The organism is Rhizobium altiplani (assembly GCF_001542405.1).
GTDB lineage: Bacteria > Pseudomonadota > Alphaproteobacteria > Rhizobiales > Rhizobiaceae > Rhizobium > Rhizobium altiplani.
The window spans coordinates 71,861-96,417 of the sequence record NZ_LNCD01000139.1 but is presented as its reverse complement, the minus strand read 5'-3'; the positions used below and the strand labels follow the sequence as shown (position 1 = coordinate 96,417).

Here is a 24,557-nt window from a genome sequence, read left to right as displayed (position 1 = left end):
GAATTCATCTTTGAACCGGAGGAGAATGGCATGTACAATGGCGGTCTGCCTCAGACATTCCCAAGTAACAAGTTATCGACGTCGGACGCGCCGTCCGTATCCGTCGTGAGCAACAATGATGAGATCGGCGAGATCCTGCCCGACGAGTTGCGGTCGTGCGGCTGGCGACCTGACATCTTCGGATCAGCAGTTGAATTTCTCTCCGCCCGACGCGTTTCGAGCTTCGGGTGCATCGTTCTCGATGCTGATCTGCCCGATCTGGATGTCCAGACTCTCACCCGGATCATCTGCTTTTATGCGATGCATTGCCCGGTCATTCTGCTAACGAGCCACGACCATCGCGGCATGACCATGACGGCATCTCGGTTCAACTTTACAATCATGTCGAAGCCGGTGAACACGGTTGCTCTCCTTGAAGAGATACAGGCCGCCATTGAATCAACCATCAAGGTCAATGAACTCGACCGGCGTTATCGGTCCCTCTCGGTGCGCGAGCGCCAGGTCATGCAGTTCGTGGTGGCTGGGCTACTCAACAAGCAGGTCGCCTATGAACTGAGCCTCAGCGAAATCACGATCAAGGCCCACCGCGGGCAGGTGATGAGGAAGATGCGTGCACGATCGTTGCCAGAGCTCGTAAACATGGCTGCCAAACTCGAACTTGGCGCTGCACCGCTACACTAAACACGGATCCAGCCGGGGCACCACTATTTGCCGCCGGCTCCGACGGGACGCCGAGAACTGTCAGCGAAAGAGGTCGGAGGCGTCCTCGCCGATCTATTTTTCTCTGACTGCCTTCGACGGAGATCATTGGACCCGTGCTACCGCCCGAGACGTTTGTCCTTAGCCCTCGGATGCTTCCTATCAATCTCTCGGGTGATTGCCGAAATTGCCATCAGGTTTATTCGGGCAATACCTAAGTTTACTTACCAGAATGGCCGTCACGGCCTAGGCTATGTTTTATCGCCTCCCTAGTTGGCGATAAGCTTGCGCAGCAAGCGCTCCAGTGTTCCTCCCGCCGCTGGAGCTCGCGGATCCCCCTCCCACGATCCGCCAAGGCCGTCTCCAATCCGCCTGGAGACGGCCTTCCCTGCATTGGAGTGTGGGTCGCCGATGGTTGATTGTACGGAGCCAATCATGCGGGTGATGTAGGGCACATCAGGCTGGCGGAGTTCGCGGGTAATCTCGAAGGTCCCGGCTTTATCGATTTATGGCCATGGCCATACGTCGTGAACGAGACAGCGCCGACAACCGCCGGCTCTGCCGCTTGGTCATTTGCGTTCGCTAGAGATCAACCGTTGGTAATCGGCAAGCATCTTTGGGTCCTCGACCGATCCGTGATGGTGGAGCAGCCGCCAGGCATCGTCCTTTCGGACAAACCACCGCGTCGTCCGGAAAGCAACGTCGATCGTCTCACGCGGCGTCTTGCATTGGCCTCGCTCGCGACCGACGAAGAGATGCCAGTCGGCGCCACCCTGGCTCGTGAAATCGTGAAAGGTGACGCGGACCTCAGCCTGGCCCTCGAAAAGCCTGGAATAGCCTTGGGAGATCGAAGGCCACCCTCGGCGGATGCCGCCGATGGGATTGTCCATGCTTGGAGCCTCCCCGTTGAACCAGACCGACTCCAGCCCGGCCATGTCTCCGCTGTTGAACGCTCTATAAAACTCTATCAGAGCGTCGAGAGGGCTACCGTCGCCGGCCTTGGCTTCGCTTCCACTGATTTCAACGAAATGCCGTTCCATCGCGAATCCTTTCGTTTCTTCAAAGGCGACCGTTGGGAAATAGAAGCCAGCCCATCAACCTCCCGCGTGCCACTCGACTGCGGCCCCCGTATCAGAAGCGCGATCCGACACACTTCCCAGGCTCAGCCTTGCGTCCGTCCTTCGATGACTTTGAGGGCATCCTGATACAGGCGCCGGGTCAGATCGCCGGCGGACAGCCTCGGTGCGAGCTTCGCCGCCTGCCCTGACCAAAGATTCGTGAAGTCGTTCCTGGACGCCTCCTCCGCTTTCGCCTTGATTGCGGCGAGAGCGGCCGCGGCGGTTGGAAACGGTGGAGCGGTTTCGGAGAGGGGCCCGAGCTCGCGCATGATGCGATTGACAACGCTTCTGGCGGGCCTGCCGGTGAAGACGTTGGTGATCGCGGTGTTGTCGTCGCGCGCATCACCGAGCGCCTGCGCATGAACGGCAGGAATCTTTGCTTTGGGGCAGAAGAGGTACGCAGTTCCGATCTGAACCGCAGAAGCACCGAGCATCAGGGCGGCCGCCACGCCTCGGCCGTCAGCGATGCCTCCTGCCGCGATGACGGGGACCTTCACCGCGTCAACGACCTGCGGGACCAGCGCCATCGTTCCGACCTGCGTGGACATGTCATGCGTCAGGAAATTTCCGCGATGACCGCCGGCTTCAAAACCCATTGCCACGACAGCGTCGACGCCGTTTTCTTCTAACCAGACGGCCTCGGCGACAGTAGTGGCCGACGAGATGATCTTCGCGCCGGTCGCCTTCACTCGCTGCACCAAGGACTTCTCCGGCAGGCCGAAATGGAAGCTCACGATCTCCGGCTTGAACTCCTCCACCACCTCGCAGAAAGCGGAGTCGAACGGTGCACGTCCGGCTGCCGTCACCGGCGCCGCTGGATCGAGGCCGGATTCGACGTAATATGGCGCGAGCAGCGCCCTCCACCGCATCTGCGCGGCTGGATCGGAGGGCGGCGTGTGATGCGCAAAGAAGTTCACGTTCAAAGGAGCCTTCGTCGAGCTGCGGATGCTCGTCAGAGCCGCCTTTAGCTGATCGATGCTCAACAACGCGCTTGGCAGCGACCCGAGGCCGCCCGCCTGTGCAGCGGCGATGACCATCTCGTTCGTGGTCGAGCCAGCCATGGGCGCTTGAATGATGGGGATTTCAATCCCGAATAAGTCGAGGATTCGGCGGTCGGGCCAGCGCGTCATGTCGGACTCCATTTCGTATCCTGTGTCTGACCGTCATATCTCCGGTGCTCGTTGCGGTCCATTGCACCTTGGTGTCTACGCGCGCCAATCGATCCCAAAGTATCGGGGACACCTTGGTACAATAGCGCCTCGAGGAAATCGGCGCGATGGTTGCGGAGAACGCAGGGCGTAAGCGCCTTCGTTCCCGGCACGGCCGGCATCAGCGCATCAATTTCGAAACAAGCCGACCTGCCCCCACGGCAGGCGAATGGCACTTTGCATCAAAACGGAGGCATACATGAGTGTGCAGAAGACAGTGGTGGTAACCGGTGCCTCGCAAGGGATCGGAGCCGGCATCGTGCAGACCTTCCTCGACAAGGGCTACAACGTCGTGGGAACCTCGAGACGCATCAGCGAGACGACGCCATTCGACCGCGCCGACCGTCTGGAACTCGTCGACGGCGACGTCAGCGATCCCGACACCGCCGAACGGGTCGCGCAGCGGGCAATCGACCGCTTCGGATCCGTCGACGCCCTCGTCAACAACGCCGGAATCTTTTTTACGAAGCCCTTCCTAGAATACACGGTCGACGATTTCCGGAAGCTCTCCGCGACCAACGTGGAAGGCTTCATCCTTTTCACCAATCACGCGATCAGGCAGATGCTTCGCCAGAAGTCTGGCGGAAGCATCGTCACCATCACGTCGTCCCTTACGGATCACCCGATCGCGGGCGTGAACGCGTCATTGCCGATGATCACAAAGGGTGGACTCAACGCGATTACCAAAAGCCTCGCGCTGGAATTTGCGGCAGACAATATTCGCGTCAACGCAGTGTCTCCAGGCGTCGTCGACACGCCGCTTCATGCGTCCAACCCGAAGGACTTTTTGAAATCGCTGTCGCCGATGGGAACGATCACCGCGGTGCAGGAGATCGTCGACGGCGTCGTCTATCTGACGGAGTCCGCAAATATCACCGGGGAGGTGCTGCACGTCGACAACGGCGCACATCTCGGCAAATGGTAGCCCGCGGCCTAGAAGCGCGACTGGAGGAACTGGCCATTGCCTTGCCTCCTCCGCCCACCCCATTCGGCGCCTACGTCGAAGCTGTCCAGTGCGACACCCTGTTGTTCCTCAGCGGCATGTTGCCAGTGGTTGGACACGATCCGGTTTATCATGGGCGCGTCGGCGAGGAATTGTCTGTCCTCGAAGGTTATGACGCGGCGCGGACGGCCTGCCTCAGCGGTCTTGCCGCTGCCAAGGCGCAGCTCGGATCGCTGGATCTCATTCGTCGCATCGCCAAGCTCGGCGTCTACATCGCTACGCCGGGAGATTTCCGTGAACATCCGAAGGTCGCCGACGGCGCATCGGAACTACTGCTCGATGTCTTCGGAGCGGATCGGGTCCCACCGCGTATCGTCCTCGGCGTCGCCAGCATACCACTCGGCATGCCGGTCGAAGTCGAACTCGTTTTCGAGATCGAGCCCTAGCAAACCTTTCTCTTCCAATCTGAACGATGGAGTAAGTCATGAAGATCAAGCCAACGGATGCGAGGAACGTCGTCATTGTCTCGTCGAAGTTTCTGACGGCCACCGCCCTTCTGATGCTGCCCGCCCTTGCGCTTTCCGGCCAGGCGGGCGTCGCCGAAAAGACGGCCCGTCCGGCGGGCGAGCAAGCTCAGCCTGCAAGCGAGCAGACACAGATCAAGGTCGACAAGAGAACCCCGGCGTACTGGCGGGTGACCTTCGACAACCCGCCCTTCAACATCTTCGGGCCGGAGACCATTCCGCAGATGGAGAAGGTCGTCGCCGAGATCGAGTCGGATCCCGATTTGCGCGTCATTGTCTTCGACAGTGCGGTGCCGGGCTTTTTCCTGACCCACTACAACTTCACGCCCAAGCTTTCCGAATCCACCAGCCTGCCATCAGGGACGACGGGACTTCATCCGCTTCCGGACATGCTGGTTCGCATCAGCAAGGCGCCAGTGGTGTCCATCGCACTGATACGCGGACGCGCAACGGGGGTCGGTAGCGAACTTGCGCTGGCCAGCGACATGCGCTTTGCGAGCCGGGAGAAGGCAATCCTTTCCCAATGGGAGGTCGGCGCAGGCTTCGTACCCGGTGGTGGTCCTATGGCCCGGCTTCCCCGTCTGATGGGCCGGGGCCGAGCGCTTGAGGTTCTGCTCGGCTCCGACGACATCAATGGCGATCTCGCCGAGGAGTATGGTTACGTCAACCGGTCGTTCCCCGACGACAAGCTTGACCCGTTCGTAGACGCCCTCGCCACTCGCATCTCCGGCTTCGACCGGCAGGCGATTGCCGACACCAAGCGTCTCGTCGACTATGCAAGCCTGCCGTCCAACCCCGAGATCGGCGCCGGGTGGGACGCGTTCATCAGCTCCGTACAGCGCCCGGTCGCACAGAAGAACATTGGCAAGCTGATGGACATGGGCCTGCAGACCAATCCGGACATCGAGGCCAGACTTGGCCACTACACAGGGACTTTGGCCGACAAATAGGTAAACAAGTGTCCGTACAGTCCATGGCAAATCGCACGGACACCTCACATGATTCGTGCGAGCACGGGCAAACAAAATTAGGAAGCGTGCGCCGCTTCCTCGACGAGATAAAGTCGGCCTCCACGTCGAGGCGATACGCCCATCACGCGCTTGAAAGCGGTGCTGAAGGCCGCCTCGGAACCATATCCGACTGAGGCCGCAACCCTGGCGATAGAACTGCCCTCCTGGCGAAGCGCGCGTTCGGCCTGGAGCATTCGCCATTCAGTCAGATAGTTGAGCGGCGGGCGTCCGGTCACATTACGAAAGTGAACCGCGAAAGCCGTCCGAGACATTCCCGCCGCACGGGCGAGTTCAGGAAGCGTCCAGGAACGGGCAATGTCGCCGTGCATGAGGTTGAGCGCTGGGGCGAGTTTTGGATCGCAGGCGGCGCGAAGCCAGCCGGGACGAAGCTGGTCTCCTGATGAAAGGTGCCGACGTAGGATCTGGATGAGCAGCAAATGGGCTAGACTTGAACACGCCATTTCGGCCCCTGGAGCGCCGCCTGCCGCCTCTTCGACGAGTTCGCCGATCAAAGCTCCAAGTCGGCTCGCTCCACTTTCGGCCGCCGGAAGATGAACAAAATCCGGCAGGCTTTCGATCATCAGGCGTCCGCCGGCATGGTGTGTATCGATATGACCTCCGAGAAACAGGAAGTCGTCGCCCTGCCCGACTGGAATGATGGACTTCCCGGCGCCCCTGAAGATCTCGGCCGCCGGCTGCGGAGCAAGCGCCAGATCGCTCGCGACCACAAACCCGACGTCACGCGTCAAGATGAAGATGTCGCCGGCCTCGAGCCGGAATCTTGCGACTGTGCCGTCAAGGGCAAGGAGACAGTGCCCGCGACCGACAACGAAGAACTTGATCTTGCGCGGTGGTTCGAAACGGATGGCCCAGTCGCCGCCACCAATAAAGCCGCCGGCATAGATCGTACGAGCGTCAAAGACCTTGAGGGTATGTGATAGCGGATCGCGTGTCATTTTGAACTTTGGCGAAAGAAACTGGAACTTCTGAATATTCAAAGTACGGCAATCGGAGAGCATATCCAAGGGCGAACAGTCACCGAAAGGAACTCACCAAATGCCTACGACGCAGACGCCACTCGGATCCGGCTTCCATGCCTCCAGCACGACGCTCGACATCATCGCCGGTATCGACCTCACCGGAAAGTTGGTGATCGTGACAGGCGGCTATGCGGGCCTTGGGCTAGAAGCCGCGCGGACGCTGGCGTCGGCTGGAGCCCGGGTGATCGTCCCGGCTCGGGACGTAGATCGCGCGCGACGTGCTATCGCGGAGATTGGTGGCGGGATCGAAGTCCGGCCGATGGACCTCACCGATCCAGCCTCGATCGACGCCTTTAGCTGTGACATCGTCCGGTCGGGGCTTCCGTTGCACATTCTCCTCAACAGCGCGGGCATCATGGCGCTGCCGGAACTGAGCCGCGACTCCCGAGGCAACGAGCTGCAGTTCTCGACCAACCACCTCGGTCATTTTCAGCTCACGCTCCGCCTGTGGCCTGCATTGGTTCGAGCTAGAGGCGCGCGCGTGGTTTCGGTCTCCTCAATGGGTCACCGCTTTTCCGACATCGTCTGGGACGACTTCAATTTCGAGCGCCGCCCATATGATGGCTGGAGCGCGTACGGACAATCGAAGACAGCCAACATCCTCTTTGCTGTCGAACTTGATCGCCGAGGGCGCGACTTCGGGATCCGCGCGTTCTCGTTACACCCCGGCGGTATCGTGACTGGTCTGGCGAAGCACATCTCGACCGAACGCCTGAAGGAAATGGGAAATCTCGACGAGAAGGGTGTGCCTGTCATCGATCCTGACAGGGACATGAAATCGATTCCGCAAGGTGCGGCAACCCATGTTTGGTGCGCAGTCAGCCCTCAGCTCGCCGGCCTCGGGGGCGTGTTCTGCGCGAATTCGGACATAGCGCTTCTCGAGGACGGGTCCATCGTCACCTCGCTCGATGGGCGGGACCGGCGAACGTCGAAAGTCGCGCCTTATGCGGTAGATCCTGCTTCTGCTGAGCGCCTCTGGATGATGAGCGAGAGGGAGACCGACACTCAATTGTCGATTTGAACCGTCTTACTCCTCCCGTTCCTCACCCGCTGGATGCCAGAGTCAATGGGGGCGTTGGCGGCGACACCATTGGATAATGGACGGTCCCCCGAGGCGAGCGCATCATGTGCCTGGTCGCGGGAAGTTCCCCGCGGCAATTTTACCGAGGGATGACAAGATGACCATTCAGGAGCGTAGCACGACCGCGACAAAGGCAGTGAAGGATGCCGACATGAAACTGGAGGTCGTCGTGATCCCAGTTTCGGACGTCGACCGTGCCAAGGCATTCTATACGGGACTTGGATGGCGTCTCGACGCCGACGTGCCCGGCAAGGACGGCTTCCGCGTCGTTCAAGTCACGCCGCCGGGATCTCCCTGCTCGGTGATCTTCGGATCGAACGTCACATCCGCGGCGCCGGGTTCCGCTCAGGGACTGCATCTTATCGTATCGGACATTGAGATGGCTCACGCGGCACTGGCCTCACATGGTGCTGAAATGAGCGGCGTCTTCCACGACGTCGGCGGCGTCTTCCACCACAAGAACACCGACGGACGGCTGCCCGGCCCACACCCTTCGCGCGCCAGCTATGGATCGTTCGCATCCTTTAGCGACCCGGACGGCAACGGATGGCTCCTCCAGGAGATTACGACGAGGCTACCGGGTCGAAAAGAGGCCAACGGCGCGACGTTCACCTCCGGCAGCGATCTGGCAGCAGCCCTTCGGCGCGCTGCGGCTGCCCATGGCGAGCATGAGAAGCGAAACGGGGGCAAGCATGACGATGACTGGCCCTATTGGTACGCCGCATACATGCTTGCCGAGCAAGCAGGGGCCGATCTTCCGGATTGACACGGTCAAACTGCGCGCTTGCCGCCCCCAAGCGGACCAGGTGCCCTTGGCGGCGGCGAGCTTTCGATATTCCGCAGTCGGCAGCCCGCCCCATCCCTAGTTGTCGAAGTCCACTTCTTCGATCACCACGTAAGTGGATTCGAGCGGCTTGTTGAGGACCTCGAGCAGCATCTGGCTCACGCCCGCAATGAGGCGGGCCTTCTCTTCCTCCGTAACCTACTGGCGGCCAGGCGCAGTTCCTTCGCGAGTGACCTGCAGTTTACAATAGTCATCGTTTGGTACCTTCCAATTGTCCGTCTGCCTTCAGAAGCCCAGCGCCGACAGGTGCTGCTCGAGCGCGTCGACGTGTGCATACCCCGCGCCAACCCTGGCCAGCCTGGCATCCTTCCTGACGAAAAGTGTCGGGAAGCTCGAAACGCTCATTGCTCGGGCGGTGGCGAAGTCGTTCGCCGCTTCCGCGATCGTGCTGCCTCGCTTCCACGTCTCCAAGAACTCTTCAGCAGTTGTGGGATGGCCCAAAGTCGTCAGGGCACTGATACCAACGTTTGCGAGGACGACGCCATCGGTGGTATCAAGCGCGTCGACGTAGAAGGCATGCTGAAACGCCCTGAAGACCTTGAGAAGGTTGGCTTCCGGACGCAGGATGCGAGCGGCGACGACCGCGCGGCAAATCGGTTCGGTATCGTAGACGAACCCTTGTCTCGCCAGCAGCCCTTCACGATTGAACGGAAGACCGCTTGCCTCTTCGACCCTAACCCAGTGATGCAGCCTGAATTGCTTTCCGGCATCGTCGAGAACGTCGGTCGCGCCGGCGCGGAGACCGCCAAGTATGATTTGCAGGGAGGCTTCCGGGCGCCGTTCGAGCAGCAGTTCCATTTCCTTTCCGAACCCATAGCACCACGAGCACATCGGGTCTGCGGCCAGTACCAGTTCCATCGTTGTTCCAATCGTTATCGTCTGGGAGGCCTGACGCTCTTGCGTCAGGCCGTTCGGTCCGAAGGCGTGTTACCAGCGACCGGCGTTCTGACCGCCGTCCACGTGCAGGATCTCGCCGGTCACAAAGCTGGCGTTCTCGAGGTAGAGAACGGCGTCCACGATGTCGCTGATCGCGCCCATGTGGCCGACCGGGTGCAGGGCCGAAAGGAACTCGTGCGTTTCAGGAGCGTGCATGGGGGTCTTGATGATGCCGGGCGACACGGCGTTCACCCGAACCCCGGTCTTGGCATACTCAAGCGCGAGTCCCTTGGTGACGGCATTCAGGCCGCCTTTCGTCAGCGAAGCAAGGGCCGCCGGGACGCCAGCGATCGGCTGGTTGACGAGGCTTGTGGTGATCGAGACGATGTGACCGGATCCCTGCTTCAGCATCTCCTTTGCGGCGCGCTGCGTGATATGGAAGAAGCCAGCGACGTTCACGGCGAAGTTGAGATCGTAGTCTTCCTGCGTGAAGTCGACGAACGGCTTGGCTGTGAATACGCCGGCGTTGTTGACGAGAGTGTCGATGCGGCCGAAGCGCTCGATGGCTTCTCGAACGACGCGTTCAGCGGTCTCGACCTTCGAAATGTCGCCGGCGACAGCGTGAACGCCGGCATCGGAACCAGCTTTGATGGAACGCGAGGTGGCTACGACGTTGTAGCCCTTTTCCCGGTATCCGCGGACGAGGCCTTCGCCGATGCCTTGGGACGCGCCGGTGATGATGGCTACCTTCTGATGACTGCTCATGATTGCATCCTTTCGATTGCGACGGCCGATCCATCGGTCCGTCCAACGCCAGTGGCGTCGGTGCAATTGATTTAGATGCTCGCCAGCTTCGGGAGAATTGGCGACAGAAGGAGGATACTCATCCGCCAAACGGCATAATCACCATATGCTTCCTGCCGCCCGGAGATCCGTCGGAGCTCACTCCGAAGATGGGGAGCGGCGCCGCATGTCGGCTTCGCGGCAGTCGTAACACCCGGCCTGCGCTTGCGAGGAGAGTCAAGGTCAATGGCGATCTCTGCTATATGTCGTAACTTCTGCGTGTAAAGGCGAACCTGTTGTTGTCGATGTCGGCGTCAGACGAGACGCACACGTGCTTGTTGCAGGCCCTCGACACAATCCGGAACATGGGTGCCCGCGGCTGGGAATTTCGTGCCGCGACCGACTTAGCTCGTTTCTTAGCGGCTGAGGGTCGCATAAGCGATGCGGGAGCGCTGCTTCAGCCGATCTTGGATAAGTTTGGCGAAGCGCTTGATACCGAAGACCTCAAGATTGCGGGCGGCGTTTTGCCATAAACGAAAGTCTGCTGGGTCCGCCCGTCACGAACCTAAGAGAGGGCATATCGCGGCCGGACAGCATTTTCAGGAAGGATCGGCGGTGGTGAAGATCCTGCAGAACCAAAACAGAACGCTGCCGCCCCTTTGCGGTAAACCTTCCCAATCAGTTGGCAAGTCTCGGCTGCCTGGCTAAGGACAGCAAGCAGGAACCCGAAGGCTGAGGAAATGCTCGGCTCCGCGTTCTCGTTTTTGGCCTTGCGCCCAAGCGGGATAGGGCTAGGTTCGCTACGAACAGCTGCTCGGCTGATTTCTTGTAAACATTCGTAGGAGGTTCGTTATGGAATATCGTCGTCTCGGCAAATCGGGCCTGAAAGTCAGCGAATTCTCCTTCGGATCATGGGTCACCTTTGGCAAGCAGGTTGATGGCGGCGATGCGGTCAGCCTAATGAAGCTCGCTTATGACAGGGGGGTGAACTTCTTCGACAATGCCGAAGGCTACGAGAGTGGAAAATCCGAACTTGTGATGGGCGAAGCGCTCAAGACGCTCGGCTGGAGCCGCGATAGCTTCATCGTCTCCAGCAAGGTGTTCTGGGGCGGGGAGAAGCCGACGCAACGCGGGCTGTCGCGCAAGCACGTAACCGATGCGGCCCACGCTGCGCTCAAGCGGCTGCAGGTCGAATACCTGGACCTCTATTTCTGCCACCGGCCGGATATCGATACGCCGATCGAGGAGACCGTTCGGGCGATGCACGATCTCGTGGCGCAGGGGAAGATCCTTTACTGGGGAACCTCGGAATGGTCGGCGCAGCAGTTAACCGAGGCTTACGCCGTCGCGCGGGATCTTCGCATCACGCCGCCGACTATGGAGCAACCCCAATACAACATCTTCGAGCGCCAGAAGGTGGAAGCCGATTATCGGCCGCTCTACGACCTTCTCGGTCTCGGAACCACGATCTGGTCGCCGCTTGCATCAGGCGTCCTCACCGGCAAATATAACGACGGCGTGCCGGCTGACAGCCGAATGAACCTTCCCGGATACGAGTGGCTGAAGGAGAAGCTATCGAGCGACGCTGGCCGCGCCCAGATCGCGAAAGTCCGCGATTTGGCGAAGCTCGCAGACGAGATCGGGATCTCGATCACGCACCTTGCTCTGCTGTGGTGTCTGGCCAACAAGAATGTCTCAACTGTGATCCTTGGCGCGTCGCGCACGAGTCAATTGGAGGACAATCTTGCGGCCCTTTCGCATAGGGACAAGTTGACTTCCGACGTGCTCGATCGGATCGATGCAATTACCGGAAACAAGCCGGCGGCGGCGCAGCGGTTCTAGCTGCGAGGATCCACAGGCAGCAACGTGTGACGTACTTCTTTTCGTTCGCCTTTAGGACGGCTTAAGATTGAGCCGACATCGGCGCTAGTGAACCTGCCCGGCAGGTGGCGATTTCGTCAGACCATCCGGACGATCGGGAACATAATAGATCCGGTCCATCCAGGAAATTCCGACTTCTTCGGCCGCATCAATGAGGGCCAGCTTTGCATCGTCTGCCGGGAGCAACCCTTCCATAACTGCCGCGCAAACGGCAAGCGCACGCTCAAACGCCGGCCCAAAGGTTACCGGCCACTTGTCAGCTAGTAATGCGGAAGCTTCGCCAGTTCCTTTGATATCGATGGGTTGCGGAAAGTCAGGCAGCCAGATTTCCAGACCAAAGGTCCAATCGCTCGTTGAAAGCATGTGCGTGCTCCTCCCCTGAGTCGCTACGGGCAAAGACTCCTATCGGATCGCGGCGCTTTCATGGTCTCGAACGGTCCATGGCGTGTCGCCCGGACGATTTTACGACACTCTTGAAATTAGACCGCCAATCATGATGTCTACTTTGGATCCCAGCGGCCCGGCCCTAGAGCTTGCCACCGCAGCCTCACCAGTGTCGTTACGTGCGTCGTTTACGGTAACATACTTCACTGCGCTGTTGGTTTCAGGCACCATCAACCCGGCATCCGCCCCGCTAAAGCGCCCCTTCATGCAACACGCGGGACCGTTAACTCGACCTTTGAGCGCGTGAAAGACGGCATGGCACTGCGATGGCACGTAAACCAATCCCGAAGATCGTGACCGGCAGGTTCGGAGGCATGGAATGGCAGACGACCAGGAAACATCAGCCCAAGCTCCTGAATTGGAGGCGACGGACTCCATTCCCCCGCAATATGATTGCGGCCCCCTCAAGCTAAGTGGCAGCAGCAACGCGTTGTACGAACGTCATCTTCTGTTCGACAACGTGCGGGCATCGAGCGAGATAGGAAACCGCGAGCGGTATGAGGCAGTCGCACGGTCCGTTCGGGATATTCTTTCCCAGCGCTGGGAAAAGACAGAAGAGGTCTATGATCGCGAGAACCCCAAGCGGGTCTATTATCTCTCGATGGAGTTCTTGATCGGTCGTTCCCTTAACAACAACGTTGTCAACCTGGGGCTAGGCCCTCTTGCGGATCGCTTCTTTCAAAGACATCAGCTGGACGAATTGGCCTTGCTTTCCGAAGAGCCCGACGCCGGGCTCGGCAATGGTGGCCTTGGACGCTTGGCAGCATGCTTTCTCGAGTCCATGGCGACGATGCAATTGCCTGGAATGGGCTATGGCTTGCGCTACGAGTACGGGATATTCAAACAGTCGATTGTCGATGGCTGGCAACGCGAACAACCGGACAATTGGTTGCGCAGGCCTGATCCCTGGGAAGTTGCCCGACCTCACTTGGCCGTGCCGGTCGAGCTTGGATGTTCGTTCGAAGTGCGCGGGGGAAGCCTGAGAGCGATCGCCGGCGTGCCTTCAAGCTTGCTCGGAATCCCTTACGACAGGCCTGTCGTCGGCTACGGCGGAAAAACGATAAACACGTTGCGGCTATGGGCTTCCGCAACTCCCCACGTATTCGATTTCCAGGAATTCAGCGCAGGTGACTTTGTTGGCGCGCTGGCCGAACGGCTGACAGCGGAAACCGTGACACGTGTTCTTTATCCGGACGATTCCACCAGCATGGGACAGGGCCTTCGCTTCGTGCAGGAATATTTCCTTGTAGCGTGCTCATTGGCCGACCTGGTTCGACGCTTCCAAAAAAGCAACAGTAATTGGGATGATCTGCCGACGAAGGTGGCTATCCAGCTCAATGACACCCATCCGAGTCTCGCCGTCGCGGAGCTCATGCACATCCTCCTGGATACGGCAAAACTTGACTGGGAGCGTTCATGGGACCTCACGAAAAGGACCCTTGCCTACACAAACCACACCCTCCTCCCGGAAGCGCTGGAAAAGTGGCCGGTGCGCTGGTTTGAGTTGATGCTTCCACGGCACTTGGAAATCATCCTGGAAATCGATCGCCGCTTGCGGGAAGAGGTGCAAACTCGCTGGCCGGGAGACAATGGCCGCATCGAGCGCATAGCCATTGTCGAGCAAGGCAATCACCTGGTGCGGATGGCTCACCTCGCAATAGCCGGCTCCCACAGCACGAACGGTGTCGCGGAGATACACTCGAAGCTGCTCCGAAACGTCACTGTGAGCGACCTCGCAGAACTCTATCCTGACCGTTTCAACAACAAGACAAACGGCGTCACGCCACGCCGTTGGCTATTGCTGTCAAATCCGGGTCTTGCCGAATGCATCTCCGAAGCTATCGGCGACCGCTGGATAGCGAACGCGACGGACCTCGAACGTCTGAGGTCGCTTGCCGATGACAGCGGGTTCATTTCCGCCGTCCAAAACGCAAAACGCAAGGCCAAAGTCCGTTTTGCCGATTGGCTCAAGGCGCAGGCGGGTGTTCTGGTTGATCCTGACACGATTTTCGATAGCCAGGTGAAGCGCATCCACGAATACAAGCGACAGCTCCTGAATGGGCTGCGAGTCGTCGCCCTGTACCATCGGCTGCGGCAGAATCCTAGTCTCGATATGCCGCCACGCACCTTCTTCTTTGCAGGAAAGGCGGCTCCCGCCTACCACGCTGCCAAACTGATTATAAAGTTCTTGAACAATCTTGCCGCCACGATCGACGGCGATCCGTTGGTGCGGGGTCGCCTTCGGCTACTATTCCTGCCCGACTACTGCGTGTCACTCGCCGAGCAGCTCATTCCTGCCAGCGACGTATCCAACCAGATATCAATGGCGGGATACGAGGCAAGCGGCACGAGCAACATGAAGTTCATGATGAACGGGGCGTTGACCATCGGCACGCGTGACGGCGCAACGATCGAAATGGCCGAGGCCGCGGGCGAAGAAAATTTCTTCCTGTTTGGGCTGTCCGCAGACCAAGTTGCAAACAGCCGCTGCTGGTATAGCCCCGGCTGGCACTATGAGAACGAGCCAGAGATACGCGCTGTCCTCGACCTGATCCTCTCAGGCGAATTCTCGCGAAATGAGCCGGCAGTCACCGACGCGCTGCGCAACATACTTCTGGTCGGCGGCGATACTTACATGCATTTGGCCGATTTCACCTCCTACATGGATGCAGATTCCAATCTTCAATCACTCTATCGGAAACCGGAAGCTTGGAGCCGCAAGGCGATCCTGAACATCGCGGCTTCAGGAAGGTTCTCGAGCGATCGCACGATCGCCGAATATGCCCGCGACATCTGGGAGGTAGCTCCATGTCCGTTGCCATCGGCTTAGTCTCATGACTGGATCGATGTATCGGTCCCGGCTAGACCAGCGGGAGTTGGCTCAGAAGTTTTCTGGTTTCGATCGCATCCCAGGGAATGTATTCGGTGATGGCCAACCCCACGATTTCGCAAGCAGCAGACACATCCCGAAGGAGCCGCACCACGTGCTCAGGTTCCAGACGCCCCCTGGGGACACCGGATAGAATCGTTTTATCAGTACCCGGTTTATTGAAAAGAATTGGCGGGAAACGGCCGGGCAGGATCGCATCGACGTCGAGATGCACTGCAAGCTGCTTGATGTCCTCGTCCGCAATCCACTTCAGGATTGCGTTACTGTCGCCAGACAACTCACGCGAGGATGTGTGTCGGAGGTTTAGGCGATCAATGACCTTCTGCTCATTAGCAGACCACTCGTCCAGCCCCGCATACATGACCTTGGACGGTCGAACAGGGATATCAACCTCGCCGACGAAATCGCGGTCGCCCTCGCCAAGGAGCATACCGAGCACCTGCGCGTGCGCGTGACCGGTGTCCTTCAGCGTCTGGATATCTGGATGTGCATCTATCCAGAGCACTCCGACGTCCCCACCGTATCGCTTGTTGGAGATACGCGATTGGGGCCAGATCGACGAGACAGTCGCCTCCGATTGTAAGGATGCGATCCGGTGCGTGCTTTTCGATCGCGGACCGCGCTGACCGGGCTTGTTGCAGCAAAGCGCTCTTAGCGACAATTCCATCCTCCAGGGGCAGTTCCGCCTCACCAGGCGACGGAACGTCGATTGTTTCCTCGGGGCCCTGAGATTCGGCAGAGGCCACGACAGCAAGCGCGAGCTGACGTAATACTCGGCGAGGTTCCCGCCTTGCCACTGGGGCAAATGTAATCTGAGGGTGTGGTCAACTGTGGCATGAGCAAACACTCCTTCGCCATCGCGTGTGCCACTGAAGTAATCAAGCCGCCGAGCGCCAAGGCGGACATTCGAGGCGTGCGAAACTTCCCTAGTGAGAATGCGGCGGTTACCAAGCAATCATGCTTAGACTATGCAGAATGATCTGCAGTCCCAGAGCGGCTTGGGTAACGCCGAGCACAACCGCCAAAACCTGCAATGACGTTCCGATCCATCTGAGGATGGATTCAGCAAACATCATGGCCAGCCAGTCAAGCGTCAGGATCAGCAATACGATCGCCGCCACGGTGACGCCTTCCGCTTGCCGGTCACCCGCCAACGTAGCGAAGACGATGACGGCAGCTATACCATAGGGTGTCACAATTGTTGGAAACGCCAACGGTGTCAGAGCAAATTTCAAATCTATCGGGCCCTGCTCCGCTGGCCGTATCATTGGGTCCGCGGTCGGCTGCAAAACGGTTCGCAAAGCCACCATGAACAAGATAATGCCGCCCGTCATCGCCAGCACCGGCAACGAAATCTCCAGATTTTCAAGCATGGTGCGTCCGAGAAATCCGGCGATGGCGAGCGCCGCCGCCGAGAACAGGATCGCTCTGGTGGCTAATTGTCGCCGAACGCTGGGCTCGTAGCTGCCCGCAAGGACCTTGAATGGCACCAGTATCTTAATTGGGCCGAGCATCAAAAAAAGCATCAGGAATATCTTGCGTGAGCCGAATTCCACCTCTGGGAACTCCGGCGGGGGCAAGGATTGCGCAACGGATTGCACCGGAACGCTCACCGCCCAAACCAAAGCGAGAACAGACGCCAGGAGATATCGCCGCACGGGTTCCTTTGCTTTTGTGGTATGGGTCGCCTGGTGTTCGTCAGCCATATCAGCGGAACCGGGTTGCGATCCCGCCTCATACCACTTTCCGTTCTCGACCGCCATTTCGCCTTGGGGTCGAAGCGGCCTCTGGCTTCAGTGGCTTCCCCACGCCCGGTCGGCCATTTGAAGTCGAAGTCCGGCCCAGGATTGGACCATGTCCCAATACACGACGGGGTTGGGAACCAACCCGATAGCCGCTTGCATTTCGGCAGCGCTCGTTGTTCGGTTCAGCAGCATGCGTATTTCATGGAGGGAGACATGGGCGCGACGATCGTCGAGCGCCTCGCAGCAACGCATTTCCCGGATCCAAACGGGCGAGGTGCAGCATCAGGCCAGATTCGCTGGTGGGTCCTGGGAGGACATTACGCCGGAGATGCTCGTTCTCTATGAGCGTCTGCTCGAAAACCAAACGTTCCTTGCTGAGGATCTGCGCGGCCGTTTGAGTAGCGGCGATAGCTGATCTCACCTCCCGTGGCCTCACAAGAAGGCGGGCCACCGTGGTTCGAACATTCGGCGCTGTTCGACTTCCGTTTCCGCGCCCATCAGCGATGACTTAGATCGCTGTGACGCATGACAGTTCATCGTAGCGCCCGTGACTGCTTGATCAACCCGATCTGACTAGCTCGTCCGGCGATCACGAGCGCGCTATTTCGCACGATCGGCATGAATTTTGCGTTCCTACTGCACGTCGACAGCAATTCTCCGCATTGGACAGCCATGGCGGGCATAGATCGGCTCCCGTAATTTACCGTAACGTACGTGCGGCCGGGACTGATTGCTGCTAGCCTATCTTCATGGAGTTGCGAGGGGCCTCCGCATCCGCAAGTATTTTTCGCTCGACCGGTGGCTGCATTTTCTGCGGGTGCAAGCGAGGTTGCCCAGACGTCCAGTGGAGACGGTGATCCGTCTTCCACCAAAGAAAGAAAAGGTGCGATCATGACAAGGTTTCTTGCTTGGTGTGCAACTTGGCTGGCGGCGGTGTCCTGGCTCGCCATTCCGACAGAGCTACCGACGGCCTACGCGCAGCAGCCAGCACCTGCGCCCGCTTCCGCTTCGGCCGCCGCGCCGGCAGCGAGTACCGCCGAAACAGCAGCAGCGCCTCAGGCCTTGACTGAGGACGAACTCGAGACGCTTGTCGCGCGCATCGCACTTTATCCGGATGACCTCGTGGCACTGATCACGGCTAGCTCGCTCTTTCCGCTGCAGATCGTCGAGGCGAACCGGTTCCTTGAAACGAAGAAGACTGATGACAAGCTTAAGCCCAAGGAGACTTGGGATGGCAGTATCATCTCTCTTCTCAACTATCCTGAGGTCGTCAAGATGATGAACGACGACCTGGAATGGACACAGACGCTCGGACAGGCGATCACCTATCAGCAGAAGGACGTCCTTGTGGCCATTCAACAGCTGCGCGACCAAGCGGTGGCCAAGGGCGCGATCAAGACGGACGACAAGATCACGATCGTCAACGAGGGCGACAACGTTGTCATCCGGCCGACCGACCCCGAGAAGGTCTACATCCCGAAATATCCGCCGGAGATGCTCTACGAACCCGGTTACGCCTACGAGCCTATTAGCTACTACGACCAGCCCTATTCGAACTATTGGTATCCCGGTGCTGCCTTCTTCGCCGCAGCCGTAACGGGCGTTGCCTGGGCGGCCGCGGTCAACTGGGACAACTGGGGCGTTTGGGGCGGCAACTGGGGCGGCGACATCGACGTCGATTGCAACAATTGTTTCAACAACCGCAATTTCAACGGCAAGGTTAAGTGGAACGACGTCGACTGGAAGAACGTCGACCGCAGCAAGCTCAACATCGACAGAAGTCAGTTGGCGAACGTCGACCGAAACACTATCCGAAACAATCTCCAGGCCAATGGCGCCAACAACCTGCGCAATCGCGCCTCCGAGATCAACCGTGAGCGCGGCGCTGGCGTCGCCAACCGGGCGGACCGCGCAGCCGACGTGCGCAGAAGCACCGCGGAGGGTCTGAAAAACCGCGGCGGTGCCGCCGGGCAAGCCGGCCTCAACCGCCCCGGCGGTGGGGTCGCCAACCGGCCAGCGGCAGGAAATCGACCGGGCGCCGGCACGGGCGTAAATCGCCCCGGTGGCGGAAACCGGCCTGCGGCCGGCCAGCGGCCCGCGAACGGTAAGCTCGCCGGCAAGGCGGACAACCGCGGCCGCGCAAACGCGCTCGGCAACGTCTCGTCGAAGCGCGGTCAGGTCGACGCTTCGAGGCGTGGAGCGCAGAGCCGCGCCAACGCCCAGCGCCCCAACCGTTCCAACGTCCAGCGCTCGTCCAACCGTTCCAACATTCAGCGCGGAGGCGGCGGCGGACGGCAGTATCGTGGCGGCGGTGGCGGACGGCAGCAGATGAGCCGCGGTGGAGGCGGTAGACAAATGCCTCGAGGCGGCGGCGGCCGCGGTGGCGGACGCGGTGGCGGCAGACGTTGAGCGACCTTTGGGGAGAAAAACGATGAACACGTTCTTCAAGTCTGCAGGCCTCTGGGCCGTTCTTGCAACAACGACCGTTCTTTGCGGAACTGCACCGGTGCTCGCCCAGGATACGCCGTTCGACAGCTTCACGGCCTCAACTCCGGCGCCGCAATTCGACGACCCGGTTGCGGCGGTCGACAAGCTGAAGGCAGCTCTGTCGTCCGGCGACGTCGATGGTCTTGCTGTGCTGCTCGGCATCGACGCGGTCAAGCTAAAGGCCAACGAGGACGCCATGAATACCTACCGGCAAATCCGCGAGGGCGCCGCAAAGCAGGTGGTCGTGGAGGACCGTGACGGCAAGAAGATCGTCGAGATCGGCGACAAGCTTTGGCCGCTCCCCTTCCCGCTCGCGAAACGTGGTGATGGCAAATGGGCCTTCGATACCAAGGCGGGCTTCGAGGAGATCCTCGACAGGCGGATCGGCGAGAATGAACTCCAAGCGATCGACACCATGCGCAACTACGTCGACGCGCAGCAAGAATACGCCTCGGCCGATCACGACGGCGACGGCGTTCTCGAATATGCACAGAACCTCATAAGTAGCCCTGGCAAGACAGACGGCCTTTACTGGCCCTCCAACCAGGGAGACTCAGACAGTCCCGCCGGAGCCTTCGTCGAACAGGCCGCTCTCGAGCGTGCGAAGGCCGGGGATGGCTATTTCGGCTACCGTTTTCGTATCCTGAAGGGCCAGGGCGCCAACATAGCCGGTGGCGACTACAGCTACATAATCAACGGCAACATGATCGTCGGGTTCGCGCTCGTCGGATGGCCCGTCAAATATGGTGAGACGGGAGTGAAGACGTTCCTGGTGAGCGAGAAGGGCGTCGTCTACGAACGCGATCTCGGCACCAACACCGCCGCGGCGGTCGCGAAAATGACGCGCTTCAACCCTGACGAAAAATGGGACATCGTTTCAAACTGACGTTTGGCACCGCCCCGCCGATGGGAGTCATTTCGCAACGTTCGGACAAAATTCGAATGCGATGCGTCCCTTGCCGCCTGTGACTGGGAAAGACAAGCCTGCATTCCTTTCGTCCGTCTATGGCTACGAGTTGCCAGTCGCGAGTGGCGCTTCGATTGGCGCCTAAATCGAGACTTCTCAGACGACATCTGGGCGATGTTCGCACTGCTGCAAATTCCGTAGCCGCTAGGCGCGACGAACCACCTCGCGGCGTCAGGAATAGGGTTTACGGACCCCATTTTGGAAACCGCCCCCCAAGCGAGATCACGAGTGTTGCAGTTCCGCACTCGACTCGCCGTTAAAGCAATGCTCCAGTAACAACAGGCTAAAGTTGGGAGTTGGCGATGTACTACGAGTGGAACGAAGCCAAAGCGAGACGGCAGTACCTGATCAAGTTCGCCTCGGTCTGGCTGGCAGCGATCGCGTTGGCATTTCTTCCTGTCTGGTGGTTGGTGCAGGAAACCACTTTCTAGTCTTGTCAGACGAAGATCTTGCCTGATCGGGAGACACCCAAGGGGTGAACTCGGCCGCAACGCCTACGCCTCTCAGAACTCTCGAAACAGTTCCTACCAGCGGTAGCGCCAGTTACCAACATTGGCGTACGTGCGATCGATGGTCGGCTGTGCTTTTATGAGCCCGGCCAGAAAATGCGGCCACTTCCTGTGATAGTGTTCCGAGGTCCGCGCACACCCCTGCGGGCCTCGTCCTTTGCGCCTCCCACCGAATGACTAGCCCTCCCCCTCAAACGGAGGCATCCTGCCCTTCGCCCCAATAGGTTATTCTGAAACTTGTTCGCAGTCCCTCTGTGAGCAGGGTTAACTCAGGGCCCCTCAGAACCCCGTCGAGCCTTGCGCTTCTCTGTTCTACAGCCAGGCCGCGACAATAGCCGCGGCCTCGGCATTTTCAGGAGGGCTTCGATTTCGGCTGCTCCCGACCCGCGATCGACATGTGCTTGAAGCCTCTGTCGTTCGGTTACATCCGCGTGTCATTTGGCTGCACGTTGAAGCCGCTATGTGACCTCTGGCGACTGTCGATCTGCGGGCTCTCGCATACAGATGGCCTCCTCGGCGCGTCGCGGCCGCTGAATGCCTCGTCGGCATGCCCGTGGTGACAGCAGGCTGGATGATGCTTGGACGAGTGAGTGTGCTGGTGGTCAAGAACACTTGGAGGGCGCCTCAATGCCCCCTAAAGTCGGCCTGGACGCACTCCTCATCAACGGCGATGAGAACTGCGACAAACGCTCGGGCACAATTCCGGGCGCCCTGAGCCGGGGCAACATAAACCAGGTGAACCGAAGGCGAGATGAGCGGGCTAGGCAGGGACAGGTTCAAGATTGCCATTCTGGCCGTTGCCCTTACCGGCCTTACGGTTGGGGCCAGCCTGAGGCTTGCCGGAAATGTTGATCTCGCCGAGATGGTCTGGGTCGCGGGGGTCGTTCCTGTCCTTGCCGTCCTAATCATCGAGATTGTCCGAAGCCTCTGGAGAGGCGAGGTCGGCCTCGACATCGTGGCGGCTCTGTCCATGTCGGCCGCGCTTGTCTTCGGTGAGACGCTCGCCGCGGCCGTCGTCGCGCTGATGTACACTGGAGGCACATTCCTCGAGAGCTTTGCCGAAGGCCGTGCCCGCCGTAACATGCAAGCCCTCCTCTCACGCATTCCACGCACCGCCGCCCGATACCGCGACGGCGCGTTGGAAGAGGTGTTGCTCAACCAAATCGCACCCGGCGACCTTCTCCTCATTCGGCAAGGGGACGTCGCGCCTGTCGACGGAACTGTCGAGAGCGCGCGCGCGGTCGTCGACCAGTCAGCCATGACAGGTGAATCGATGCCTGTGAGACTGATGCACGGGCAAGAGGCGATGAGCGGCTCGACCAATGTGGGTGATGCCTTCGATCTGCGCGCAAGCCGCCGCGCTGCGGAGAGCACCTATGCAGGGATCGTCCGTCTGGTCGAGGAGGCGCAGCGGTCGAAGGCGCCGATGTCTCGACTGGCAGATCGCTATTCGATCCTGTTCCTCGTCGTTACGGTCACGCTTGCCGCTGCCGCGTGGTGGATGACCGATGACCCAATCCGGGCCGTAGCCGTGCTGGTCGTAGCCACACCCTGCCCTCTGATCCTTGCGGTGCCGGTCGCGCTGGTCGCGGGCCTATCGAGGGCAGCGCACTTTGGCGTGCTGATCAAGGGCGCGAGGGCCCTCGAGGCACTCACGCAGGCCCAAACATTGATCCTCGACAAGACCGGCACACTGACGGACGGCCGTCCGCAGATTGTGTCGGTCGACACTTATGCTGACTTGCCGCCGGGTGAAGTGCTTCGCCTGGGTGCGGCAGCCGATCAGGCATCGAAGCACCCCATGGCACAGGCGATCGTTGCCTCGGCACGCGCGCAGGGCATGCCCCTGCCAATACCGACGCATATCGAGGAAGTTCCAGGAGACGGGGTCGCGGCTCAGGTGGACGGCCGATCCGTCGTCGTGGGCGGGACAGATTTCGTCATCAGCAAGATTGGCAGATCGCGGGCTCCGGATCAGGAATCCGAAGCGGGCTCTGTGCTGGTCGCGGTCGCGGTGGACGGTCAGCTCGCGGGAAATCTGGTCCTGTCCGACCCGTTGCGCCGGGAAACGGCAGGCTTCCTTTCCGGCATCCGCCGCAGTGGCATTAGACGGATTGTGCTTGCCACAGGCGACCGTCACGCCGTCGCCGAGGCCGTTACTGAAGGGCTCGGGCTTGATGCCGTCCGCGCCGACCTGACGCCCGACCAGAAAGTTCTTCTGGTGCTGACCGAACGCAAGAACGGGCCGGTGATGATGGTGGGCGACGGCGTCAACGACGCTCCCGCATTGGCGGCCGCCGATATCGGCGTAGCAATGGGAGCACGGGGGGCGGCCGCCTCCGCCGAGGCTGCTAGCGTTGTTCTGCTGGTTGACGACCTCGGTCGGCTCGTTTCGGGGCTAGAAGTGGCTAAGCGATCACGCGGGATCGCGGTCGAAAGCGTCGTCGCGGGCATCGGTCTTTCCATGGCCGGAATGGTTGCGGCAGCCCTTGGCTACCTCACGCCAGTCCAAGGCGCGCTCCTTCAAGAGGCAATCGATGTTGCGGTCATCCTGAACGCCTTGCGCGCGCTGCGAATAACACCAAGAAACGTGTCGGCAGTGGGCACACGGGTTAACCCTGTCGAGCTCCAATCCCAGGCAGAACGCTACGGTGCCTCTCAATGACTAGCCTCTCCCTAGCTGAGACGCATATGGTGTCTCGACGCTGATACGACGCCGATCTGCATCGGCGATGCACGCGGCAATACCTTTGGGGGACCGGAAGCCCGTCATTGAAAGCCTCAAATTGCAAGATGTCAGAAAGGTTTAGGCTGAGCCCCGAACGCGGTCTCGATCTGCCGCGAATATTACAACCAGAAACTTATTTTGAGACGACACGGCCACTAAGTCGGGTAGGCTGCTTCCATGAAGGGGGTAGCTGGAATGAACTCGGAAGCGCGAGACTATGGACATCAAACCGACTGGCAAAGCATCGCCGTGCTAACGATGCCATTGGCCATTGCCGTCGTTTCGTTTGGATGTCAGTTTTTCCTGTAGATATCTCATTATGCAAGGCTCCGCGCTTTTGCAGCACAACGCTGCAGCGCAGTGACTTGCATCCTATTGGACGCCCCTAGACTGTCACAAGGAGAGCGTTGCCCGAGGCGGTTGCGCTTTATCCAGACAACCTCATTTTAAGCTCGACAAGCACGATCCGAGGAAATTCGCTGCACCCTCGCGCGACGAACTGGCGCGGCGCCCAAGGCGCAGCGATTTGATGGCGAGTCCGAAAACTCCACCGCCATGTCGCGCTGGACAGCTTTGTAGATAATCGTTGCCCTCCCTGGGTCCTCAAGCTTGCGCTGGGTCAAGGTGCGAAACGAGCGGGCCACCTGTTCCGAACGCGGCATCATTGGAAACAGCGAAAGCGACTCCAGATGTATTTGGCGACGTTTACTTCGAGCCATATTCACTTACCTAAAGGGCAGAGTAGCCCGAGAATTTAAGGGAGCTGCCTGGGCAACAACC

The 24,557-nt window shown here is 59.8% G+C and carries 20 protein-coding genes and 1 pseudogene; 12 read left to right on the top strand and 9 right to left on the bottom strand.

Annotated features, from left to right (window positions below):
* Positions 1–30: 30 nt before the first annotated feature.
* Entirely contained in the window at positions 31–681 is a 651-nt protein-coding gene (locus AS026_RS35010; protein ID WP_062375468.1) for a response regulator transcription factor, read from the top strand.
* A gap of 587 nt (positions 682–1,268) precedes the next feature.
* Here the strand turns inward: AS026_RS35010 and AS026_RS35005 are convergent.
* Together AS026_RS35005 and AS026_RS35000 are read right to left on the bottom strand one after the other, a co-directional pair.
* Entirely contained in the window at positions 1,269–1,739 is a 471-nt protein-coding gene (locus AS026_RS35005) for a YybH family protein (protein WP_025658974.1), read from the bottom strand.
* A 122-nt stretch (positions 1,740–1,861) separates the two neighbouring features.
* Positions 1,862–2,947, bottom strand: coding sequence for an NAD(P)H-dependent flavin oxidoreductase (locus tag AS026_RS35000; protein ID WP_062375500.1), 1,086 nt, complete (start codon positions 2,945–2,947; stop codon positions 1,862–1,864).
* Between the two features lie 277 nt (positions 2,948–3,224).
* On the opposite strand from AS026_RS35000, the gene AS026_RS34995 reads away from it, so the two are divergent.
* The 3 genes from AS026_RS34995 to AS026_RS34985 are packed head-to-tail and all read left to right on the top strand — an operon-like array spanning position 3,225 to position 5,442.
* Positions 3,225–3,950: an SDR family NAD(P)-dependent oxidoreductase gene (locus tag AS026_RS34995; protein ID WP_025658976.1), complete on the top strand. Its 726-nt coding sequence runs from the start codon at positions 3,225–3,227 to the stop codon at positions 3,948–3,950.
* Positions 3,944–4,414 carry a RidA family protein gene (locus AS026_RS34990; RefSeq protein ID WP_062375466.1) on the top strand — a complete coding sequence of 157 codons (471 nt, stop codon included), beginning with the start codon at positions 3,944–3,946 and terminating at the stop codon, positions 4,412–4,414. The genes AS026_RS34995 and AS026_RS34990 overlap by 7 nt, the downstream gene beginning before the upstream one ends.
* Before the next feature lie 38 nt (positions 4,415–4,452).
* Positions 4,453–5,442 carry an enoyl-CoA hydratase/isomerase family protein gene (locus AS026_RS34985; protein WP_062375464.1) on the top strand — a complete coding sequence of 330 codons (990 nt, stop codon included), beginning with the start codon at positions 4,453–4,455 and terminating at the stop codon, positions 5,440–5,442.
* A 77-nt stretch (positions 5,443–5,519) separates the two neighbouring features.
* Here AS026_RS34985 and AS026_RS34980 read toward each other — a convergent pair whose 3' ends face one another.
* Positions 5,520–6,458 (bottom strand): AraC family transcriptional regulator, encoded by a 939-nt coding sequence (locus AS026_RS34980; RefSeq protein WP_062375498.1) that lies wholly within the window; start codon positions 6,456–6,458, stop codon positions 5,520–5,522.
* A 100-nt stretch (positions 6,459–6,558) separates the two neighbouring features.
* Between AS026_RS34980 and AS026_RS34975 the strand changes: the two genes are divergently transcribed.
* Both AS026_RS34975 and AS026_RS34970 read left to right on the top strand, forming a co-directional pair.
* Positions 6,559–7,563 (top strand): SDR family NAD(P)-dependent oxidoreductase, encoded by a 1,005-nt coding sequence (locus AS026_RS34975; protein ID WP_062375462.1) that lies wholly within the window; start codon positions 6,559–6,561, stop codon positions 7,561–7,563.
* Positions 7,564–7,720: 157 nt separating this feature from the next.
* On the top strand, positions 7,721–8,389 hold the full coding sequence (locus tag AS026_RS34970; protein WP_062375460.1) for a VOC family protein: 669 nt from the start codon (positions 7,721–7,723) through the stop codon (positions 8,387–8,389).
* A 96-nt stretch (positions 8,390–8,485) separates the two neighbouring features.
* Here AS026_RS34970 and AS026_RS40790 read toward each other — a convergent pair.
* The 3 genes and pseudogenes from AS026_RS40790 to AS026_RS34960 form a co-directional block, all read right to left on the bottom strand.
* Positions 8,486–8,647 (bottom strand): annotated as a pseudogene (locus AS026_RS40790) (tautomerase family protein).
* Between the two features lie 45 nt (positions 8,648–8,692).
* Complete coding sequence (locus tag AS026_RS34965) at positions 8,693–9,325, bottom strand: DsbA family protein (protein ID WP_062375458.1); 633 nt, start codon at positions 9,323–9,325, stop codon at positions 8,693–8,695.
* A 69-nt stretch (positions 9,326–9,394) separates the two neighbouring features.
* Positions 9,395–10,108, bottom strand: coding sequence for an SDR family NAD(P)-dependent oxidoreductase (locus AS026_RS34960; RefSeq protein WP_025658983.1), 714 nt, complete (start codon positions 10,106–10,108; stop codon positions 9,395–9,397).
* Positions 10,109–10,978: 870 nt separating this feature from the next.
* On the opposite strand from AS026_RS34960, the gene AS026_RS34950 reads away from it, so the two are divergent.
* A complete protein-coding gene (locus AS026_RS34950) occupies positions 10,979–11,968 on the top strand; it encodes a potassium channel beta subunit family protein (RefSeq protein ID WP_062375453.1) in 990 nt (329 codons plus the stop codon).
* Between the two features lie 84 nt (positions 11,969–12,052).
* Here AS026_RS34950 and AS026_RS34945 read toward each other — a convergent pair whose 3' ends face one another.
* Positions 12,053–12,370, bottom strand: a complete 318-nt coding sequence (locus AS026_RS34945) for a DUF982 domain-containing protein (RefSeq protein WP_025658986.1) — start codon at positions 12,368–12,370, stop codon at positions 12,053–12,055.
* A 400-nt stretch (positions 12,371–12,770) separates the two neighbouring features.
* Between AS026_RS34945 and AS026_RS34940 the strand changes: the two genes are divergently transcribed.
* Positions 12,771–15,281: a glycogen/starch/alpha-glucan phosphorylase gene (locus AS026_RS34940; RefSeq protein ID WP_062375450.1), complete on the top strand. Its 2,511-nt coding sequence runs from the start codon at positions 12,771–12,773 to the stop codon at positions 15,279–15,281.
* A gap of 31 nt (positions 15,282–15,312) precedes the next feature.
* On the opposite strand, the gene AS026_RS43850 is transcribed toward AS026_RS34940, so the two are convergent.
* A complete protein-coding gene (locus AS026_RS43850; protein ID WP_425349840.1) occupies positions 15,313–16,008 on the bottom strand; it encodes an arginase family protein in 696 nt (231 codons plus the stop codon).
* A gap of 277 nt (positions 16,009–16,285) precedes the next feature.
* Positions 16,286–17,104 carry a MarC family protein gene (locus AS026_RS40785; RefSeq protein ID WP_082728670.1) on the bottom strand — a complete coding sequence of 273 codons (819 nt, stop codon included), beginning with the start codon at positions 17,102–17,104 and terminating at the stop codon, positions 16,286–16,288.
* A gap of 873 nt (positions 17,105–17,977) precedes the next feature.
* Here AS026_RS40785 and AS026_RS34920 point away from each other — a divergent pair.
* The 4 genes from AS026_RS34920 (at position 17,978) to AS026_RS34910 (ending at position 23,714) form a co-directional block, all read left to right on the top strand.
* Positions 17,978–19,495 (top strand): DUF3300 domain-containing protein, encoded by a 1,518-nt coding sequence (locus AS026_RS34920; RefSeq protein WP_062375443.1) that lies wholly within the window; start codon positions 17,978–17,980, stop codon positions 19,493–19,495.
* A 22-nt stretch (positions 19,496–19,517) separates the two neighbouring features.
* Positions 19,518–20,459 (top strand): DUF2950 domain-containing protein, encoded by a 942-nt coding sequence (locus AS026_RS34915; protein ID WP_025658991.1) that lies wholly within the window; start codon positions 19,518–19,520, stop codon positions 20,457–20,459.
* A 383-nt stretch (positions 20,460–20,842) separates the two neighbouring features.
* Complete coding sequence (locus tag AS026_RS44080; RefSeq protein WP_018858765.1) at positions 20,843–20,971, top strand: hypothetical protein; 129 nt, start codon at positions 20,843–20,845, stop codon at positions 20,969–20,971.
* Between the two features lie 829 nt (positions 20,972–21,800).
* Complete coding sequence (locus AS026_RS34910) at positions 21,801–23,714, top strand: heavy metal translocating P-type ATPase (protein ID WP_062375441.1); 1,914 nt, start codon at positions 21,801–21,803, stop codon at positions 23,712–23,714.
* The last annotated feature ends 843 nt before the right edge of the window (positions 23,715–24,557 follow it).